The following is a 17021-nucleotide window of genomic DNA, read 5'->3' as shown; positions in this document are numbered from 1 at the left end:
TTACTGTCGGTTGTAGATGGTCAATGGGCGGATCAAAGCATCCGGACCCGTAATTTCCTAACGCAGCCTGGCTCCGGAAAATTCCCGGGACCAGGCTGTGTCTTTAGCATACCAATAGAAACGTCTTGCGGGGAGAAATTTCCAAACCGCTCCCGGTGTATAACTACCGGAGAAGCCGGGTCAGGCTACCGATTTAAGAAGCGCCAGCGACGATTTCTCAAATTTCTCCTGCGCGTAGTCAAGTGTAACGGTAAACGTTTTGACGTCTGACTGGGAAGGCAGTTCGAACATGGCGTCGGTCATGATAGACTCGCAGATTGACCGCAATCCCCTCGCACCCAATTTGTACGCGACGGCCTGCTCGACGATATAATCCAAAACCGAATCTTCGAAAGCGATGTCAATTCCTTCCAGCGCGAACAGCTTTTTATACTGCTTGATCAGCGCATTTTTCGGCTCGGTCAGGATCTGGCGCAGTGCCTGGGCATCAAGCGGGTTGAGATAGGTAAGCACCGGCAGACGGCCGATCAGCTCGGGAATCAGACCAAAAGATTTAAGATCCTGGGCCGATATATACCGCATCAGGTTCTCTTTGTCGAAAATTTCGATAATCCTGGAATCATTACTGAAACCGATAGGACGCGTGTTGATCCGCTTGGCTATATGACGGTCAATGCCTACAAAAGCGCCCCCGCAAATGAAAAGGATATTCTCGGTGTTCAGCGCGATCATTTTCTGATCGGGGTGCTTGCGTCCGCCCTGGGGAGGAACATTCACGATAGACCCCTCCAGCAACTTCAAAAGCGCCTGCTGCACGCCCTCGCCGCTCACGTCCCTGGTAATAGAAGGATTATCGCTCTTACGGGCTATTTTATCAATTTCATCTATATAGACGATCCCACGTTCCGCCTTTTCAACGTCGAAATCTGCCGCCTGCAGGAGACGGGTCAGGATAGTTTCCACGTCTTCACCGACATACCCGGCTTCGGTTACGGTGGTGGCATCGGCTACACAAAACGGCACTTCCAGGATACGCGCCAGCGTTTTGGCCAGGTAAGTCTTACCGGTACCCGTCTCGCCGGCCATGATAATGTTCGACTTCTCAATCATCACATCATCCGCGTCGGCCGGTTGGGTAAGGCGCTTATAATGGTTATAAACGGCCACGGACAGCGAGCGTTTCGCCTCATCCTGCCCGATTACATATTGGTCAAGAAAACGTTTTATTTCTACCGGCGGAATCAGGTTCAGCTTGGGCAATTTTTTCCGGCCCTTCTTTTCTTCTTTGCTTCCGAACTCCTCCAATACCACCTGATGCCCCTGCTCGATACAATTGTTGCAGATATGCGCATCGATGCCGGAAAGCAACAATTCTACTTCATTTTTACGTCGCCCGCAGAACGAGCATGTCACTGATGCCATATTGTAAGATTATTCAGTTATAGCGGTTTTTATTACAGCTACTTTTATCCGGTCCGCCAGTTTATAAATTCCAGCAAAGTTCGTTTTTTTTGTCGCTTTATCCAAATGACGACCGAAACAGGATCCCCTCGTCAAAGCGTTGCTGATGAGGGAGTATCGGATAAAAAAACACGCTCGTTTCAGGAAATGTCTTTTTCTTCCTTTTTTGCCCGCTCCCAATACTCATCCATTTCGGCAAGTGACATTTGGTGAAGGGCTTTACCCTCGGCCCGCGCGTGGGTTTCCAGGTAGCTAAAGCGCCGTATAAATTTCCGGTTAGTCCGCTCAAGCGCGGTTTCAGGGTTAAGGTCCACGAAACGGGCATAGTTAACCAGTGAAAACAAAACGTCGCCGAACTCGGCTTCCGCGGCCTGCTGGTCTACCGGTTGCCCTGAATCGGGACTGATCAGCTCCCTGAATTCCATGATTTCTTCCGACACCTTCTCCCATACCTGCGACTTTTCCTCCCAGTCAAAGCCGGCCCCACGGGCCTTCTCCTGGATGCGCATGGCCTTTACCAAAGCAGGCAACGATTTGGGAACGCCCGCCAGCACCGACTTATTTCCTTCCTTGAGCTTTAATTGCTCCCAGTTTTGCTTTACCTGGTCTTCGGTATCTGCGGAAATGGTAGCCCCTGTTTCATCCGGATAGATGTGTGGATGTCTTCGGATCAGCTTCTCGCAGATCGCATTTAATACATCAGCTATGTCAAAGGCTTTGGTTTCGGAGGCTATTTTGGCATAGAACACCATGTGTAAGAGGAGATCTCCCAACTCCTTCTTAACTTCATCCAGGTCCTGGTCGAGGATTGCATCGGAAAGCTCGTAAGTTTCCTCGATGGTAAGGTGCCGCAAACTCTCCAGGGTCTGTTTCCGGTCCCACGGGCATTTCTCCCTGAGCTCATCCATAATGGTAAGCAGTCGGTCAAAAGCGGCCAACTCTTCGCTGCGTCTTTCGTTCGGTGACATCGGCTTTCGTTTATCTTGCAAACAACAGGCGGTAAAGCTAATCACAATCGGCCGTATTGCACGCAGCCTTCGACTTACTGTTGAAGCGAATTCTTCAGTACGCAGTACTCGGCCAGCAGCGCCCAGCAATGGGCCTCGCATTCCCAGTACATATGAAACCAGCCGGAATGCGCAACCCGGTAGAGCCACCGGTGCTCGTAGGCCGTCAGCAAGCCTGCAATAAAAAACCAGAATCCGTCAAAGGTACGGGCTGTGAACTTTTCAAGATCAATTTCGGGCGGCCTGATGCCGAAACGCAGAAGCGAGGTGGAGAGCAATACCCGGTCCATTGGATGGAGGTCTGTCTCGAGCAGGACATGGCAGGTATCGATGAGTTCCTGCTTTACCCGCTTCAGAATAAGCGGGTCGAATGCCGCCATCAGCCTGGTCACGTGATAGATAATCAGGGGCGTCCGGGGGTATTGGTGAGCACATCGGAAAGGTTCGTGCCTGTAACGACCGGATTCTATAACGGAGCGGATATAAAGGAGGCTGTCCTGATCGTGCTGATTAAAAGGCAGCTTATATTGATAGATACAATACAGGAGGTTGCTGAGCACGCAGACGTCGAACTCTATATACATATTTTTCCCGAACCAGGTGGAATACGCGCGCAGCTTCCGGTATTCAGGGTAGGTATTTTTTATCCAAAGTCGGGTTCCGTTCGCATGGGCCGCAAGCTTTTCTTTCAGCCACAACAGCTCATCGGAGGCAGGGTTGCCGGTCAGGTAGACCATAGCGGTATCGTCCGCATCATCCGGGATCCTGAAATGATCGAAATGCCTGAACACATACCCGTTTGAAAAGTGGTCAGTAGGCCGGGTCCTCCAGAAATTGTAGGTCTTTAAGCCGTCTTTATTCTGAAAAGCGGGGTAGTTGATAAGGATGCGCGCATTGATTTTCCGGATGAGCTCCCTTAGATCATCGCCCTCTATGTCCTTTTCCAGGGACTGGAGCGTAAAGGCAGTGATTACCGAAAAAAAGAGATTGGTATCATCGCGGCGATACCCAAGCCTGCGATTGGTCCGATACGCGGGAAACAAACCTGGCGGAAAGTTACCCTCTCCGCCAGATTGTAAAGATGCAATATTCTCCAGGATTTTTCGGAGCACTAGTTTTGCTTTTTCAGTTCCAGATATTCCATGCGGGTAATGCCCTGGGTTTCATTGGTTATCTGAACCACCACCGCGATACGGGGCGCATCGCCAACTGATCTGAGTAATTTATTACCCACCGCTTTGATTTTGATTTTGTCCCGGCTGGCTTCTTCCTGGATATTCATATCAATCGCCAGGGAACGGTTACCGACTTTTTTAGCGTCGTTCAGGATATAATTGTTAATGAGCTCTCCAATCGTCCCCTGGTTATATTTGTCACGGATTTTATAGTCGATTTCAAAGCTGGTGTTGTTGCGCGCGCTCACGCTCCAGTTGTGGAAAGCAGTTTTTGCCCCTTCCGAAAGCTCAGTCTGATAAGTCCCGTCGTAGCTGAAATCATTGAGTTTCGGATCTTCATCAATCACGTTGCTTACTTTCTGAAAACTCACCTGGTCGGGCGTACGGGCCGTTTTGTTATCCGCACCCACATATTCAAGCGAGACATCTATCCGGGCGGCGCCATCGCCTCCTTTCAGCAACCTGCCCTGACCGCTCAACCGGACCTGGCTGCCGCTTACGGGCACCGATTCGTTAATAGAAAAAGCGGAGTCCGCGGTAATTTCAACGTTTTCCAGGAAATAAACCTCTTTTTTCTTCGAAAGCGTACCCTGGTTGCCAAATTTGTAAGTGTCTTCAATGTAATAACCAATGCCGAGGCGGTTGTTGGCCTTTCTTGTTACGACCCATACATAAAACGAGCTGCGGTTGTCTTTTACCGGGTTGGTATAATAAACGCCCACGAATCCGTCCGCCCGGTTGGGCCCAACGCCCGAATTGTCGTCTTTACAAGCTCCGACAATCAATATTAAAAGTAGAAAGGCCAGCTTCTTCATAATTGATAGAAAAACTTTGTTCGTAACAGGATTCAAAACGGAATTTTAAGCGGGTTGTTATTCCCGGTCGGAGAGGTATGTTAAAAAAATGTGCCAGCCACCGGTTCCCCGTTAAAATCAACATTTCGAAAACCCGCTACGTCGAATAAAAAGTATATTTGTCGAAGGGCCCTGTCGGCCTCCATTTCGATATTCAGTATGAAAAAATTTGCGACCAGAGCGATTCACGCGGGCTCCGAGCCCGACCCGACCACAGGTGCGGTAATGCCGCCTATTTATCAGACCTCCACGTATGCGCAAAAAAGCCCGGGCAACCACAAAGGCTATGAGTACTCTCGTATGCGGAACCCGACGCGGCATGCCCTTCAGACCGCGTTGGCAGACCTTGAAAACGGGAAGTGGGCTTATTGCTACGCAAGCGGAATGGCTGCGATTGACGCAGTGCTCAAGCTGCTGCGACCGGGGGACGAGGTGTTGGCCTCGCTCGATTTATACGGCGGGACTTTCCGGATGATGAAGCTGATTTTCGAGCCCTACGGCATCATCTTCAAATTTATAGATCTGAAAACACCCGGCCTGTTTGAAAAAAGCATTACGCCTGCCACCCGGATGGTCTGGATGGAAAGTCCCTCCAACCCGCTTTTAAGAATTACGGACATTGCCGCTGTTACTCAAATCGCCGGCAAAAAGGGGATTATCAGCGTAGTAGACAGCACTTTCGCGTCACCCTATCTTTGCAACCCGCTTGATTTAGGCGCCGACATTGTGATGCATTCCGTCACCAAATACCTGGGCGGCCATTCCGACGTGATTATGGGCGCTCTGATCGGCAAAGATGAAAACCTGGGTCGCCAGCTTGAATTCCAGCAAAAAGCAACGGGCGCCGTTCCCGGTCCGCAAGACTGCTTCCTGGTTCTGAGAGGGCTTAAGACCCTTCATCTGCGAATGCGCCGGCATTGCGAGAATGCGATGGCCGTGGCAGAATGGCTAAGCGGGCACAAGAAAGTTGGCACCGTTTATTACCCCGGATTACCCACCCATCCCGAGCACGAACTCGCAGGAAAACAAATGCGCGGGTTTGGCGGTATGGTCTCTTTTGACGTCCGGAAGGAAGCCGGAGCAGATGCAATCGGTACCATGGAAAAACTGCAGCTTATAACGGTTGGCGAATCGCTGGGCGGGGTAGAGTCGCTTTGTGCCTATCCGCCCAAAATGAGCCATGCCACCTTTTCACCTGAGGAAAGAGAAAACATGGGAATTCGTAACACCCTGATCCGCCTCAGTATAGGCGTAGAAGACGTGGACGACATTATCACTGATCTTGATCAAGCACTCGGAGGTTAATGAGTTACCTGTCCTTCAACAAAGCCTCTATCCGCGCGGTCACCCCGACCGACCCTTACCACCGGAAAGCCAGAGAGATCTGTCTTTCGTGGCTGGACGGCGCCGCGCACTTTTCCCTACATACCTCGGGATCGACGGGCTTGCCCAAAGAAATCGTAGTGAAGCGGGCCCAATTACAGGCGAGTGTAAGGGCAAGCGCCGACGCGCTGTCTCTGCAGCCGCATTCCCGCGTGCTTGCCTGTATAAATATTAACTATGTCGGGGGATTTATGATGCTGATACGGGCAATGGAGCTTGACTGGGAAGTGGTACTCGTTCCTCCTGTCAGCAACCCCTTGCTGGATCTGCCTGCCACGCTCTCTTTCGATTTTGCAGCCCTCGTACCGATGCAGCTTGCCGAAATTATTTCCAATGAACGCACCCGCGATCTTCCCCAAAAACTGGGGAAAATTCTCCTCGGCGGCGTAGGCCTTACACCGGCCCAGTACGACGCCTTTCAAAAGCTCGGGCCGGAAATCTATCTCGGCTACGGCATGACTGAAACCGTGTCGCACGTAGCCCTACGCAGCCTTTCAGACGCTCATGATGCCCCCTACCGCCTCACCGGAGACCTGGAAATCGGGACCGATGCCCGGGGTTGCCTGTATCTCCGCGGCGCCGTGACCGATTTTGAGCTGGTCCAAACGAACGACCTCGCCATGGTATCTGCCGATAGAAAATCATTTAGAATACTCGGACGAATTGACAACACCGTAAATTCGGGCGGCATCAAAATGCAGCTGGAAACACTGGATTACCAGTTTGGCGCTGTTTTCCGGGAAGCCGGGATCAGCAACCGTTTCTTTTTCTGGAAAATGCCCGATCCCCGTCTGGGTGAGGCGCTGGTACTCGTGGTAGAAGGGGAAAATACGCTGCAAAAGCAAATTAGGGCCCTTGTTGAAGAGCATCTGGAACGCAACAAACGCCCCCGAAAGATCTGCTTTACAGAATTGTTTTTGATGACAGGAAGCGACAAAGTAGACAAATCCCGTACCTTTGACACCTTATCCGGGCCGGCAGCGGCCGACAATATTTCCGTATCATGACGCTCCAATCGAAACAATACCAGGTTAACATCCAAACCAACCCGACCATTCCGCCGCCCTATGCGCATACCTGCAGGATCGTGGTAGACGAGAACCCGGCGTACCTGGTTCTGTCTTACAAATTGCGCTATACCGAACGTGATGAGCTGACCGAAGATGAAATTCTGGATGAGGGGTTTTCGATGGATGACGACTTTAGCTGGAGCGGCAAACTCAATAAGGTATGGAAAGAACAGTTTGAATCCATTTTAAAAAGTACACGCCTTAATACACAGCTGTCTTCCAGCAGCGACTACGCCATCGAAATCAGGACAAAGGAGGGCGATAGCGAAGAAAAGGGCTACGTATCCAAGAGAGAAACGCAGCGATGGGTCTACTTTATCCAGGAAATAAAGCAGGCGATATTCGAATCCGAAAAAATTGAGGTTCCCCTTGCCATCGAATACCGCAGGATCGAAAACAAACGTGAAACGAAGGTCTTACTGAACGGGGTTTTCCTGGATCGTAGTTTTACAATCCGGGTGGATGACCGACCGGTTGAGCAACTGGATTGGAGCATTCTCCAGCATACCATCGACCTGATCTTTAACGAAACCGAAATTGACTACGAGGAACAGCTGAACGGCCGGCCGGTTCAGGACGGTCACTACCTGCAGCTTCCGGGCCTGGGTTGGTTCCAGCTGGAGGTTGGGATCACCGCGCGTTACGACGACATTTCAATATTGGAAAACATCGTCAAAACCATGGAAGCGTTCATTAAAGGCGAGGGCGGACGCCTATTGAACGGCAAGTAGCTTTGCCATTTCGCCGGTTAACTCGCGGAGACGCTGCACCGGCAGAGAGGCCGACGGAGTTGCCGTTGTGAAGCTCCCGAGGTACCGGTAAACTTCAGCAATATCTGATTTTGCCAGTTCCAGTGTAGGAATGCCGGGGAAATCCGAGCTAAGTATTACCGTTCCTTTTATCTGTAGCAAATTGAAGGCACGCCTGAAGTATACGCTTTGCTTCGTCGTGATCACCACATACAGCTCGTTGTTAGCGATCATCTCTATACCCTGCAGCTTTTGAGCCAGAACATGGCTATCCTGAACGGGCAGGTCGCCGGGATTCTCAAAGAGCCTGACCCCCAGCTGCTGGTTATTCAAAAGTTTACGCAGCACTTCAGCCAGGTCTTTCGGTTCACCGGCCTCCACAACTGCCTGGGGCGCTTCAGTGCTTTTTACCTCTCCGGCAACCGGTTCGGATGACCGGGCCGGTGATGGTTCAAAAAGATCCATTTGAACGTTGCCGGCAGGCATAGCGCCCTCCCGAACGGTCCGTTCCGGAGATGGTTCAGGATTTTTTACCGGTTCAGGCATAGCCGGGTTCAGTTTGAGTATCGTACCGGGCGCCAGGCTCCGGCCCCTTTCCCTCAGGTTTTCATTGAGCAAGTGCTCCACCTCTACCCCGAGCAGGTCTGCCATCGTGTCGAGGTAGATCTCATTCGGATTTGCCCGCGCCTCTTCGTAGGCACCCAGCAACGAGCGTTTGATCCCGATTCGCTCGGCGAACTGTTCCTGTGTAAATCCTTTGAGTTTCCTGAGGTACCTTATGTTGTCACTTACCGTGCTCATTGTCACTAAACTCGACAAAAAAATCTGATATTGCGAATACTACGCTGCAAAAGTTAGTATTTTTCTGAAATAAACCATGCTCCGGGCCGATTACTTCCGGCATTGGTCACCCGTTGAACCGGGAACGCGTTTTCCAGGCAGCCCGCCCACCCAAAAACATCGATATGAATACGCAACCGAACATCGAAAGGATTTCCAAAAACGATATCGCAGCGCTGTTCGGCAAGCAGAAGGCAAATGCCCCTGCGGTTGGGCGCACAAGCTATGCCGAGCGAAAGAAGAAGCTCGCGCGAATGCTTGATTACCTGTCGGACCATGAGGCGGAAATCAGGCAGGCTACCTACGCGGACCTGCGCAAGCCCGCCAATGAGGTGATGTTGTCCGAAATTATCGTTCTTACTACGGAGCTTCGCTATCATATAAGGCATCTGCGCCGCTGGATGAAGCCCCATTCCGCCCCCGGAACACTGGTGACATTCGGAACCGAAAGCTGCATCCGGTATGAACCAAAGGGTACCGCCCTTATTATTTCGCCCTGGAACTACCCCGTCAGCCTGGCCATAAAGCCCCTTATTTCGGCAGTAAGCGCGGGATGTACCGCCATTATCAAACCTTCCGAATTCACGCCGAACTCGAATGCTTTTCTAAAAAACTTTGTAAGCAATCTTTTCAACCCGGAAGAAGTTGCGGTACTGGAGGGCGATAAGGAGGTTGCCTCGGATTTGCTGGAGCTGCCCTTCGACCACATTTTCTTCACGGGCAGCCCGGCAGTGGGTAAAGTAGTCATGCGGGCCGCATCGGCCCACCTCACATCTGTTTCGCTGGAGCTTGGCGGTAAATCGCCGGCCGTTGTTGACGAGACCGCCGACGTAGTCGCGGCGGCTAAAAAAATTGTCTGGTCAAAATTTCTGAACAACGGCCAGACCTGTATAGCCCCTGACTACGTGCTGGCACACCGGAAGATCACCGACAGGCTGCTTTCGGAGATATTGAAAGCTATCCAGGCCTTTTACAATCCTGCGGGCGCGGGTATTCACCGCTCTCCCGACTATGCGCGGATCGTCAATACGAGACATTTTCAACGGCTGAAAACCCTGCAGGAGGACGCCCTTCAAAACGGTGCCGAACTCTATTGCGGCGGTTATTGCGACGAAAACGATCTCTTTTTCGAACCTACGGTGCTCACCGGGATAAAGCCTGAGATGGCCTTGATGCATGAAGAAATCTTCGGCCCACTTCTTCCGGTTATTTCCTATGATTCTTCCGAAGAGGCGCTTGCCCGTATCAACGCAGGGCCAAAGCCGCTGGCGCTCTACCTATACAGCCGGAATGAAGACAATATAACGCTTTTCATTTCGCGCACGAGTTCCGGAAACGCTCTGGTAAATGAGGCGCTTGTACAATTTCAGCACCCGGAGGTCCCCTTCGGTGGAATCCAGAACAGCGGACTGGGCAAAGCCAACGGCTTTTTCGGCTTCCAGGAATTCTCCCATCCGAAAGGTATCATCAGGCGCAGGTTCGGTACCATCAGTTTTCTGTACCCGCCCTTCTCGGCAACAACGACAAAAGTTTTAGCTGTTATCAGAAAATACTTCTGATTTACGGATAAACTTCTTTTTTAGCAGCACGGAGGGTGTTGGTCAGGAGACCGCAGATAGTCATCAGCCCGACGCCGCCGGGAACCGGGGTAATAAAGCTGGTTTTCGGGGCAACATCGCTAAAATTCACGTCGCCCTTTATAGAAAATCCGCTTTTTTTCGAAGCGTCTGCCACACGGGTAATGCCCACATCAATTACTACGGCGCCGTCTTTGACATAGTCCGCGGTAACGAATTCAGCCCTTCCCAATGCCACGATCAGGATGTCAGCCGAGCGGCTTATCTCTTTCAGGTTTGTAGTCCGGCTATGGCAAATGGTAACCGTACAATTACCGGGATTATCGTTACGCTGCATCAGGATACTCATGGGCAACCCGACTATCTGGCTTCTGCCGATTACCACACAATGCTTACCGGATGTTTCTATCCCTGACCTTCTGAGCATTTCAATAATGCCGAAAGGCGTGGCAGAAATGTAGGCGGGAAGCCCCTTGCACATACGCCCCACGTTTACAGGGTGAAAGCCATCCACATCCTTCCGGTAGTCTACAGCCTCCATCACACGATTTTCAGAAATATGGGCAGGCAATGGCAACTGAACGATAAAACCATCAATGTCCTCATCCTCGTTGAGTAAATTGATCTGGTCAATGAGCTCGTCTTCCGAAATCGATGCGTCAAAACGCCTCAGCGTTGATTGGAAGCCGATCTCTTCGCAGCTTTTTATTTTTGAAGCCACATAAGTCTCGCTGGCTCCGTCTCCCCCTACCAGGATAGCCGCCAGGTGCGGCTTTTTACCCCCCTTCGCTACCCATTCGGCTGTCTCCAGCCTGATCTCGTTTTTAATAATGGCCGAGAGCGCTTTCCCGTCGATCAATTGCATATTAGAAGATAAGTTTCAATCAGTTATTAAAAATCAGGCCGACAGCCCCTCAATCAGCATGTCTTTCAACTGCTGCATCCCCACGGTAGCTTTTTCCTGGATAAAGCTCATATTGTCTTTAAAGGTGATTTCAGGCCGGTGGACATCGATCACATAGATAGGGGTCTGCGGGCGGGTGTACCTGAACAGCCCGGCCGCGGGATATACCACCAGCGAGGTGCCGATAACGATAAAAATATCGGCCTGTTCCGCTATTTCAATGGCGGGAGACATATTCGGCACTTCTTCCCCGAACCAGACAATACCGGGGCGCAGCTGGCTTCCTTCCTCGCAAAGGTCCCCCGCTTTCAGCTCCCAGCCGGCTATGTCGTATACCAGCGACGGGTTTTTGGTACTTCTGGCCTTAAACAATTCTCCGTGGAGATGTAGTACCTGCGTGGAGCCTGCGCGTTCGTGAAGATTATCCACGTTTTGCGTCACGACATGCACATCAAAAAATTGCTCCAATGCAGCGATGGCATAGTGAGCCGCATTGGGTTCGACTTCCAGCGCCTGTTTTCTCCGCTGATTATAAAACCTGAGCACCAGCTCCATGTCACGGTTCCAGGCTTCAGGAGTTGCAACATCCTCTATCCGATGATTTTCCCAAAGTCCGTTGGCATCCCGAAAGGTTTTTACACCACTTTCGGCACTTACCCCTGCCCCACTCAGTACGACTACTTTTTTCTTCTCCATCGAGATTTCAGGTTGGTTTATTCGGCCAGTTTGAGAATATCGTCATAAGTCAGCGAAGCCGGCTCTACCCCTTTCGGAATTTTGATATTCCGCTTACCAAATGCAATATAAGGCCCATAACGGCCATTCTGAATTTTCACATTCGCATTTTCCTTAAACTCTTTGATGATCTTGTTCGATTCCGCTTCCCGCTTGGCTTTAATAACGCCAATACTCTCTTCCAGCGTAATGGTCTCCAGGCTAAGGCCTTTCCGGAGGGAGTAGTATTTCCCGTCGTGTTTCACGTAAGGCCCAAAACGGCCTTTCCCTTTCGTTACCGGCGAACCTTCAAACTCACCCAGCCCGTCGGAAGATTCCGCAGCCCGTTTCTCTTCTATAATTGCAATCACTCTTTCCTCGTCAACCGTGTACGGGTCGTCAGCGGGGGTCAGGTTGAAATATTTCTCGTCAAACTTCACATAAGGACCATACTTCCCGATGTTGACCACGATCGGCTTATCTTCGAAAAAGCCAACTTCCCTGGGCAATTTGAAAAGGGCCATCGCCTCGTCCAGGGTAATGGTTTCTATGAGCTGTCCCTTCATCAGGTTGGCGTACCGGGGCTTTTCTTCTTCTTCCGCTTCCCCCAGCTGGACATACGGCCCGTACTTTCCAATCCTTACCGATACTTTCCGGCCGGTGACCGGATCTTCACCCAGTTCACGCGTAGTCAGGCTTCTGTCAAATTTCTCGCTTTCTACCGTTGCCACCTGGTGATGGAAGCTTTTGTAAAAATTGTCAATCATTTTTTGCCAGGGCAATTTCCCTTCGGCAATATTATCGAAATCTTTCTCCACGTTGGCGGTAAAAGAGAAATCGATGATGTCTTCAAAATTATTGACCAGGAAGTCATTGACTATGATGCCGGCGTTGGTCGGGAACAGCTTGGCTTTTTCCGTTCCGTAAGTCTCCTTCTTGAGCCCTTCGGTTACAGAGCCGTTTTTTAGTACAAATTCCTTGTAGTTCCTTTCAAGCCCGGGGCGGTCCTCTTTCAGAACATACTCCCTTTTTATTATCGTCGAAATCGTAGGCGCGTAGGTAGATGGCCTGCCGATCCCCATTTCTTCCAGCTTCTTAACGAGGCTCGCCTCGGTGTAGCGGGCGGGCGGGCGGGTAAAACGCTCGGCGGCCCGCAGCGTATTCAGGTCAAGCACCTGGCCTACAGACAGCGGCGGAAGCATTCCCTTCTGCTCCTCGTCATCTGCCAGATCCTCGTCGTTCGACTCCAGGTATACTTTCAGGAAACCTTCAAATTTAATCACCTCACCTTGCGCTACCAGCATTTCGGACGTAGTGGAAATGCCGATCGTAGCGGTAGTACGCTCAATCTGGGCGTCTGCCATTTGGGAAGCAATGGCCCGTTTCCAGATCAGCTCATACAGCCTTTGCTCATTCCGGTCCTTGCTCACCTGTACATCGGAGAACTCGGTAGGCCTGATGGCCTCGTGCGCTTCCTGGGCGGACTCGGATTTCGTTTTATAAATACGCTTGTGATGGAAATCAGCGCCGTATTCCCTCACAATCTGGGTCTGCGCCTTGCCAAGCGCTTCCTGCGAGAGGTTGGTGGAGTCGGTACGCATGTATGAAATCTTACCGGCCTCATACAGTTTCTGAGCCACCACCATGGTCTGCTGAACAGAGAAGCTCAGTTTCCTGGAAGCTTCCTGCTGCAGGGTAGAGGTTGTAAAAGGCGGCGCCGGTGTCTTTTTCGCCGGTTTTGTCTCCAAACCGTTGATCGAGAAAGTAGCGGTGCGGCATTTTTCGAGGAATTCTCGCGCTTCCGACTCCTTTTCAAAATTCTTCGGAAGCTCCGCCTGAAGCACCTTCCCGTTTCCAAGGTCAAAAACGGCAGTAACTTTAAAGCTGTTTTTACTCTCGAAAGCATCCACTTCGCGCTCACGCTCAACGATCAGCCGCACCGCAACAGATTGCACGCGGCCGGCTGAAAGAGACGATTTGCCTATTCGTATTTTTTTCCACAAAACCGGCGACAGCTCATAGCCGACGAGCCGGTCGAGCACCCGTCGCGCCTGCTGGGCGTTCACAAGGTCGATGTCGATAATACGGGGCTGCTCAATCGCTTTTAGCAGTGCACTCTTTGTGATTTCCCGGAACACGATACGCTTAGTGGTATCGGGCAGGTTGAGCGCTTCCTTCAGGTGCCATGAAATGGCTTCCCCCTCACGGTCGTCGTCAGTTGCCAGCCATACCTCGGCATCTTTGGCCAATTTTTTCAGCTCGTTCACGAGCTTCACTTTGTCACCCGAAATCTCATACACCGGCTGATAGCCCGCTTCGACATCCACTCCCATGTCATGCTCGGGCAGATCCCGAACGTGACCGAAACTGGACTTCACCACAAAGTCATCACCCAAATAGTTTTCAATAGTCTTGGCCTTAGCCGGCGACTCCACTATTACCAAATTCTTTGGCATAAAACAATATCAGATTTGGTGTTGTACCACTTGAAGGAGAGATTTTCCCGCCCAAATATAGTAGGTAGTCCTTGACAAAGGAAAACCATTTTATCAAAAGAAGTCTGAAATACCAGCAGGAAGTTATCGCGGAACCGTGGATCCGACTGCTTTCCGATTCACTTTTTGTAAAGAAATGAGTACATCCCGGCACCAACTGCCTATAATTAATTATACTTAATCTAAACTTGTACAAAATCACATTTTTTACCGGCCTGTAACGTCAAGATTTAGAACGATACGGATTGAATTATGTAATTTTACCACTCTTAAAATAGTGATATAGCGATCAATATTTAGTTATGGCGTTTGACATTGATATGATTAAGGGCTTTTATGCCCAACTCGGAGAAAGAGTAGAAGCTGCACGAAAAATAGTAGGGCGGCCACTCACCCTAAGCGAAAAGATCCTGTACGCTCACCTCTGGGATAAAACTCCAACCCAGGCCTATACCAGAGGTGCTGATTACGTTGATTTTGCACCCGACCGGGTAGCTATGCAGGATGCAACCGCTCAGATGGCCCTTCTTCAATTCATGCAGGCCGGACGCCCGAAGGTAGCGGTGCCTTCCACCGTTCACTGTGATCACCTGATCCAGGCGAAAGTAGGGGCGGCAGTAGACCTTGCGGTTGCTAACAAGGAAAGCAAAGAGGTTTTTGACTTCCTGGGCTCCGTCTCGAACAAATATGGTATCGGTTTCTGGAAACCCGGAGCAGGTATTATCCACCAGGTGGTACTTGAAAATTATGCATTTCCCGGAGGAATGATGATTGGTACCGATTCGCACACCGTTAATGCCGGTGGTCTGGGTATGCTGGCGATCGGCGTAGGTGGCGCAGACGCCTGTGACGTGATGGCCGGGCTGCCATGGGAGCTTAAATTTCCCAAGCTGATTGGTATTAAGCTGACCGGGAAGCTCAACGGCTGGACCGCACCTAAAGATGTTATCCTGAAAGTTGCCGGTATCCTGACCGTAAAAGGCGGAACAGGCTATGTAGTGGAATATTTTGGCGAAGGGGCTACTTCCATGTCCTGTACCGGGAAAGGCACGATCTGCAACATGGGTGCAGAGATCGGCGCTACGACCTCTACATTCGGCTACGATGATTCTATGGAACGCTACCTGCGAGCCACCGACCGCGACGATGTTGCCGACGCAGCCAACCAGGTAAGGCAACATCTGACCGCCGATCCGGAGGTTTATGCAAATCCTGAAAATTATTTCGACCAGATTATCGAAATCAACCTTTCCGAGCTTGAGCCACACCTTAATGGTCCGTTCACGCCGGATTTGGCCACGCCTATCTCAAAAATGAAGGAAGAAGCCGTCAAGAACGGCTGGCCATTGAAAGTAGAATGGGGGCTCATCGGATCCTGTACGAACAGCTCTTATGAAGACCTTTCCCGCGCGGCTTCTATCGCGAAACAGGCCGTAGACAAAGGTCTTGCTACAAAAGCGGAATTTGGCATCAACCCCGGTTCGGAACAGGTTCGTTATACCGCTCAGCGCGACGGCCTTCTCGGCACTTTCGAGAAACTGGATGCTACAATCTTCACGAATGCCTGCGGACCTTGCATCGGTATGTGGGCGCGTGTCGGTGCGGAAAAAGCCGAGAAAAACACCATCGTTCACTCTTTCAACCGCAACTTTGCGAAAAGAGCCGATGGTAACCCCAATACTTTCGCATTCGTAGCCTCCCCCGAGCTGGTGGCTGCACTTGCGATTGCAGGCGACCTGTCGTTCAACCCGCTGACCGACACATTGATCAACAGCGCCGGACAGCCGGTCAAACTGGATCCGCCTGCAGGTGATGAATTGCCAAAATCCGGTTTCGACGTGGATGATCCCGGTTACCAGGCTCCTGCCGTAGACGGAAGCAAAGTTGAGGTAGCGGTTTCTCCTACTTCCGAGAGGCTACAGCTTCTGGATCCGTTCACGCCGTGGGAGGGCACCGACCTGAAAGGTCTCAAGCTTCTGATCAAGGCAAAAGGAAAATGTACGACGGACCATATCTCTATGGCCGGCCCGTGGTTGCGCTTCCGTGGCCACCTTGACAATATTTCCAACAACATGCTGATCGGGGCTGTTAACTACTTCAACGAAAAAACAGACCTCGTCAAGAACCAGCTCACCGGCGATTACGGTCCTGTACCCGCCACCCAAAGAGCCTACAAGGCCGCCGGAATCGGAAGTATCGTTGTAGGTGACGAAAACTATGGCGAAGGTTCATCACGTGAGCACGCGGCGATGGAACCACGCCATTTGGGAGTCCGGGCTGTTCTGGTTAAATCATTCGCAAGGATTCACGAGACCAACCTTAAAAAGCAGGGGATGCTCGCGCTGACGTTTGCCAATAAGGACGATTACGATAAGGTCCGCGAAGACGATGTGATTGACATTATCGGGTTGACCACTTTCGCTCCCAATACACCTTTGACGATTGTGTTGCACCACAGCGACGGAAGCCAACAGGAAATTCTTGTTAACCACAGCTACAATTCGCAGCAAATCGAATGGTTCAAAGAAGGCGGCGCACTTAATATTATCCGTAAATCGGTTAAGGCGTAAGCCAATACCGATTTTGAGAATAAAAAACGCGGTCTCCCGACCGCGTTTTTTATTCTCAAAAAGAACCACAAAGGGCGTAGAGAGCACAAAGACCAAGAGTTCTCTGTGCCCTTTGTGCTCTCCGTGGTTAAAAAACATACTCGGGATTTTATATAACCACAAAGGTATTATGTTTGAAAGGGGCTAATATAAAGAAGCATAAGCTGATATTCTTTTAGAGTA

13 protein-coding genes are annotated in these 17021 nt (G+C 50.9%); 5 read left to right on the top strand and 8 right to left on the bottom strand.

Annotated elements, in window-relative coordinates:
• Positions 1 to 180 precede the first annotated feature (180 nt).
• The 4 genes from clpX to ABD852_RS07580 form a co-directional block, all read right to left on the bottom strand.
• On the bottom strand, positions 181 to 1422 hold the full coding sequence (gene clpX / locus ABD852_RS07595; RefSeq protein ID WP_345027638.1) for an ATP-dependent Clp protease ATP-binding subunit ClpX: 1242 nt from the start codon (positions 1420 to 1422) through the stop codon (positions 181 to 183).
• A gap of 179 nt (positions 1423 to 1601) precedes the next feature.
• On the bottom strand, positions 1602 to 2429 hold the full coding sequence (mazG, locus tag ABD852_RS07590) for a nucleoside triphosphate pyrophosphohydrolase (RefSeq protein ID WP_345027637.1): 828 nt from the start codon (positions 2427 to 2429) through the stop codon (positions 1602 to 1604).
• 74 nt (positions 2430 to 2503) lie between these two features.
• Positions 2504 to 3511: a hypothetical protein gene (locus ABD852_RS07585; RefSeq protein ID WP_345027636.1), complete on the bottom strand. Its 1008-nt coding sequence runs from the start codon at positions 3509 to 3511 to the stop codon at positions 2504 to 2506.
• 68 nt (positions 3512 to 3579) lie between these two features.
• Positions 3580 to 4458: a hypothetical protein gene (locus tag ABD852_RS07580; protein ID WP_345027635.1), complete on the bottom strand. Its 879-nt coding sequence runs from the start codon at positions 4456 to 4458 to the stop codon at positions 3580 to 3582.
• A gap of 198 nt (positions 4459 to 4656) precedes the next feature.
• Between ABD852_RS07580 and ABD852_RS07575 the strand changes: the two genes are divergently transcribed.
• Genes ABD852_RS07575 through ABD852_RS07565 form a run of 3 tightly spaced genes read left to right on the top strand, consistent with a single transcriptional unit; the run spans position 4657 to position 7681 of the window.
• Positions 4657 to 5802, top strand: coding sequence for a trans-sulfuration enzyme family protein (locus tag ABD852_RS07575; RefSeq protein ID WP_345027634.1), 1146 nt, complete (start codon positions 4657 to 4659; stop codon positions 5800 to 5802).
• On the top strand, positions 5802 to 6887 hold the full coding sequence (locus ABD852_RS07570) for an AMP-binding protein (RefSeq protein WP_345027633.1): 1086 nt from the start codon (positions 5802 to 5804) through the stop codon (positions 6885 to 6887). Before ABD852_RS07575 ends, ABD852_RS07570 begins: the two co-directional genes overlap by 1 nt.
• On the top strand, positions 6884 to 7681 hold the full coding sequence (locus ABD852_RS07565) for a hypothetical protein (protein ID WP_345027632.1): 798 nt from the start codon (positions 6884 to 6886) through the stop codon (positions 7679 to 7681). Before ABD852_RS07570 ends, ABD852_RS07565 begins: the two co-directional genes overlap by 4 nt.
• Here ABD852_RS07565 and ABD852_RS07560 read toward each other — a convergent pair.
• A complete protein-coding gene (locus tag ABD852_RS07560) occupies positions 7664 to 8500 on the bottom strand; it encodes a helix-turn-helix domain-containing protein (protein WP_345027631.1) in 837 nt (278 codons plus the stop codon). The two genes, ABD852_RS07565 and ABD852_RS07560, sit on opposite strands and share 18 nt — an antisense overlap.
• 164 nt (positions 8501 to 8664) lie before the next feature.
• Between ABD852_RS07560 and ABD852_RS07555 the strand changes: the two genes are divergently transcribed.
• Positions 8665 to 10098 (top strand): aldehyde dehydrogenase family protein, encoded by a 1434-nt coding sequence (locus tag ABD852_RS07555; RefSeq protein ID WP_345027630.1) that lies wholly within the window; start codon positions 8665 to 8667, stop codon positions 10096 to 10098.
• A 1-nt stretch (position 10099) separates the two neighbouring features.
• Here the strand turns inward: ABD852_RS07555 and ABD852_RS07550 are convergent, their stop codons facing one another.
• Genes ABD852_RS07550 through topA form a run of 3 tightly spaced genes read right to left on the bottom strand, consistent with a single transcriptional unit; the run spans position 10100 to position 14190 of the window.
• Positions 10100 to 10981, bottom strand: a complete 882-nt coding sequence (locus ABD852_RS07550; RefSeq protein ID WP_345027629.1) for a bifunctional 5,10-methylenetetrahydrofolate dehydrogenase/5,10-methenyltetrahydrofolate cyclohydrolase — start codon at positions 10979 to 10981, stop codon at positions 10100 to 10102.
• 33 nt (positions 10982 to 11014) lie between these two features.
• Positions 11015 to 11716: an SIR2 family NAD-dependent protein deacylase gene (locus ABD852_RS07545; protein WP_345027628.1), complete on the bottom strand. Its 702-nt coding sequence runs from the start codon at positions 11714 to 11716 to the stop codon at positions 11015 to 11017.
• A gap of 17 nt (positions 11717 to 11733) precedes the next feature.
• Positions 11734 to 14190: a type I DNA topoisomerase gene (topA, locus tag ABD852_RS07540; protein ID WP_345027627.1), complete on the bottom strand. Its 2457-nt coding sequence runs from the start codon at positions 14188 to 14190 to the stop codon at positions 11734 to 11736.
• Between the two features lie 341 nt (positions 14191 to 14531).
• On the opposite strand from topA, the gene ABD852_RS07535 reads away from it, so the two are divergent.
• Positions 14532 to 16799: an aconitate hydratase gene (locus ABD852_RS07535; protein ID WP_345027626.1), complete on the top strand. Its 2268-nt coding sequence runs from the start codon at positions 14532 to 14534 to the stop codon at positions 16797 to 16799.
• The last annotated feature ends 222 nt before the right edge of the window (positions 16800 to 17021 follow it).

Origin of the sequence: Ravibacter arvi (assembly GCF_039540405.1) — a bacterium.
GTDB classification, from domain to species: Bacteria; Bacteroidota; Bacteroidia; order Cytophagales; family Spirosomataceae; genus Ravibacter; species Ravibacter arvi.
This window is presented reverse-complemented; position numbering and strand designations above follow the sequence as displayed.

What these genes read in the sequence shown, in the direction of transcription:
- clpX (WP_345027638.1), bottom strand. Translation starts at nt 1,422, where the DNA reads ATGGCATCAGTGACATGCTCGTTCTGCGGGCGACGTAAAAATGAAGTA.
- mazG (WP_345027637.1), bottom strand. Translation starts at nt 2,429, where the DNA reads ATGTCACCGAACGAAAGACGCAGCGAAGAGTTGGCCGCTTTTGACCGA.
- ABD852_RS07580 (WP_345027635.1), bottom strand. Translation starts at nt 4,458, where the DNA reads ATGAAGAAGCTGGCCTTTCTACTTTTAATATTGATTGTCGGAGCTTGT.
- ABD852_RS07575 (WP_345027634.1), top strand. Translation starts at nt 4,657, where the DNA reads ATGAAAAAATTTGCGACCAGAGCGATTCACGCGGGCTCCGAGCCCGAC.
- ABD852_RS07570 (WP_345027633.1), top strand. Translation starts at nt 5,802, where the DNA reads ATGAGTTACCTGTCCTTCAACAAAGCCTCTATCCGCGCGGTCACCCCG.
- ABD852_RS07565 (WP_345027632.1), top strand. Translation starts at nt 6,884, where the DNA reads ATGACGCTCCAATCGAAACAATACCAGGTTAACATCCAAACCAACCCG.
- ABD852_RS07560 (WP_345027631.1), bottom strand. Translation starts at nt 8,500, where the DNA reads ATGAGCACGGTAAGTGACAACATAAGGTACCTCAGGAAACTCAAAGGA.
- ABD852_RS07555 (WP_345027630.1), top strand. Translation starts at nt 8,665, where the DNA reads ATGAATACGCAACCGAACATCGAAAGGATTTCCAAAAACGATATCGCA.
- ABD852_RS07550 (WP_345027629.1), bottom strand. Translation starts at nt 10,981, where the DNA reads ATGCAATTGATCGACGGGAAAGCGCTCTCGGCCATTATTAAAAACGAG.
- ABD852_RS07545 (WP_345027628.1), bottom strand. Translation starts at nt 11,716, where the DNA reads ATGGAGAAGAAAAAAGTAGTCGTACTGAGTGGGGCAGGGGTAAGTGCC.
- topA (WP_345027627.1), bottom strand. Translation starts at nt 14,190, where the DNA reads ATGCCAAAGAATTTGGTAATAGTGGAGTCGCCGGCTAAGGCCAAGACT.
- ABD852_RS07535 (WP_345027626.1), top strand. Translation starts at nt 14,532, where the DNA reads ATGGCGTTTGACATTGATATGATTAAGGGCTTTTATGCCCAACTCGGA.